General features: G+C 66.2%; 2 protein-coding genes and 1 pseudogene. All 3 read left to right on the forward strand.

Translation table 11 applies throughout. The features are described from left to right. A partial coding sequence (gene livM, locus ACLP25_RS11210) for a high-affinity branched-chain amino acid ABC transporter permease LivM (RefSeq protein ID WP_442469277.1) occupies positions 1-1,446 on the forward strand: 1,446 nt, incomplete at its 5' end. Beyond that, positions 1,446-2,357, forward strand: a complete 912-nt coding sequence (locus tag ACLP25_RS11215; protein ID WP_442469278.1) for an ABC transporter ATP-binding protein — start codon at positions 1,446-1,448, stop codon at positions 2,355-2,357. The genes livM and ACLP25_RS11215, both read left to right, overlap by 1 nt. Further along, positions 2,354-2,504: pseudogene (locus ACLP25_RS11220) on the forward strand (ABC transporter ATP-binding protein); the annotation flags it as partial. The gene ACLP25_RS11215 and the pseudogene ACLP25_RS11220, both read left to right, overlap by 4 nt.

Below are 2,504 nucleotides of genomic sequence, written 5' to 3' on the forward strand. Positions count from 1 at the left end.
GCGCCGCAATCCACGACGGTCGCCGAAACAGGCGAAACGACCGCCGCCCCAATTCTGACAGCGCTCCGCAACGCGTTCGCTGCGGCGCTTGTCGCCTTCGGCCTCTGCTTTCCGATCATCAGCTACCATGCTGAGGCCAACATCAACAACGAGCTGGTCCTGACGGGCCGCTGGCCGCTGTCGCTCGGCGTCGCCGCCATTGTCTTCGCGTTCGTCTTATTCCGCCAGTTGTCGCCGCCCGACTGGCGCGTCTGGTTCGACCGGGTCGGTTCGGTCGCCGCGGGCGGCGTGGGCGGCGCCCTTGTCGAGGCTGCGCGCGAAGGCGAGGGCGTGGCGCCGCCCTCGCTCGCGCGCGTCGCCTTTTCCAAGTGGTTCGGGCCGTTTGCGCTCGGTTTCGTCGCGCTGTTTCCGCTCATCGTGCTGGGGCTGCTCGGGCCCGCCGGCTCGCTGAAATGGATCAACAACTACGGCGTCCAGATCATGATCTACGTGATGTTGGGCTGGGGCCTCAACATTGTGGTCGGGCTCGCGGGCCTGCTCGACCTCGGCTATGTCGCCTTCTACGCGATCGGCGCCTATTCCTATGCGCTGCTCTCGACCACTTTCGGGCTTTCGTTCTGGATCTGCCTGCCGCTCGCCGGCGCGCTCGCGGCGATGTGGGGAATCATCCTCGGCTTTCCGGTGCTGCGGCTGCGCGGCGACTATCTCGCCATCGTGACGCTGGCGTTCGGTGAAATCATCCGCCTCGTGCTCGTCAACTGGGTCGACTTCACAAATGGTGGCGCGGGCATCACCAGCATCCCGCACGTCACCTTCTTCGGCATCCCGTTCACCGACGACGACAACGGCTTCGCCGCTATCTTCCATCTGCCCTACACGCCGATCTACCGCACGATTTTCCTGTTCTACCTGATCCTGGCGCTCGCGCTGCTCACCAACTTCGTCACCCTGAGGCTCCGCCGGCTGCCGATCGGGCGCGCCTGGGAGGCCCTGCGCGAGGACGAGATCGCCTGCCGTTCGCTCGGCATCAACACCGCCAACACCAAGCTCACCGCCTTTGCGCTGGGCGCGATGTTCGGCGGTTTCGCTGGCTCGTTCTTTTCGGTGCGCCAGGGCTTCGTCAGCCCCGAAAGCTTCACCTTCATCGAATCAGCCACCATCCTCGCCATCGTGGTGCTCGGCGGCATGGGCTCGCAGCTCGGCGTCGCGATCGCGGCGGCGGTGATGATCGGCGCGCCCGAGCTGATGCGCGAGCTCGACTGGATGAAGCGGATCTTTGGCGCAGACTTCGACCCGACCCAGTACCGCATGCTGCTGTTCGGCGCCGCGATGGTCGTCATGATGATCTGGAAGCCGCGCGGCCTCGTGTCGACTCGATCGCCCTCCATCTTCCTCAAAGAGCGCAAAGCCGTGTCCGGCGACCTCGTCAAGGAGGGGCACGGCTGATGAACTGGCTGACCAGCCCGATACTGACCGTCGAAAACCTCACCATGCGGTTCGGCGGTCTCGTCGCGGTCAACGCCTTCTCCTTCACCGTCGCGCGGGGCGACATCACCGCGCTGATCGGGCCGAACGGCGCGGGCAAGACGACGGTGTTCAACTGCGTCACCGGCTTCTACAAGCCGACCGAAGGGCGGCTGGCTTTCGCCCGCGACGGCGTTGTGACCAGGGACGCCATTGAAGCCGCCACGCACGCCAGCGGTCGCCGCGCGACGACGGCGAACGGCGAGCTCTTCCTGCTCGAGCGGATGCCCGATCACGAGATCGCGCGGAAGGCGCGGGTCGCGCGCACGTTCCAGAACATCCGCCTGTTCCAGGGCATGACGGCGCTGGAGAACCTGCTGGTCGCGCACCACAATGCTCTCATGCGCGCAAGCGGCATGACCGTGCTCGGGCTGATCGGCGCGCCGAGCTACCGGCGCCGCGAGGCCGAGGCGGTCGATCGGGCGACTTTCTGGCTCAACAAGATTGGCCTGATCGACCGGGCAGACGATCCGGCCGGAGAACTCCCTTACGGCGCCCAGCGCCGGCTGGAAATCGCGCGCGCCATGTGCACGGACCCGGTGCTGCTCTGCCTCGACGAACCGGCGGCGGGGTTGAACCCGCGCGAGTCGGCGGACCTTTCCGCGCTGCTGCGCTCGATCCGCGCCGACCACAAGATGTCCGTGCTGCTTATCGAGCACGACATGTCGGTCGTCATGCAGATCTCCGATCACGTCGTCGTGCTCGACTACGGGATGAAGATCGCCGACGGCACGCCCGCGGAAGTGCGAGCCGACCCCAAGGTGATCGCGGCCTATCTCGGCGTCGCCGACGAGGAAGAGGTGCAAACGATCGAAAAGGAGCTCGAGCAATGAGCGGAGCGACCGCAAGCGCCGCGCCGCTCCTGCAACTGCGCGGCGTAGAGACGTTCTACGGCAAGATCCAGGCGCTCAAGGGCGTGGACATCGAGGTCAACGCGGGCGAGATCGTCACGCTGATCGGCGCCAACGGCGCCGGCAAGT

This window comes from Roseiarcus sp. (assembly GCF_052145395.1).
In the GTDB taxonomy this organism is placed as follows: Bacteria; Pseudomonadota; Alphaproteobacteria; order Rhizobiales; family Beijerinckiaceae; genus Roseiarcus.

Bases quoted from the DNA above. Each gene is read 5' to 3' on its own strand.
- ACLP25_RS11215 (WP_442469278.1), top strand. From the start codon at position 1,446: ATGAACTGGCTGACCAGCCCGATACTGACCGTCGAAAACCTCACCATG.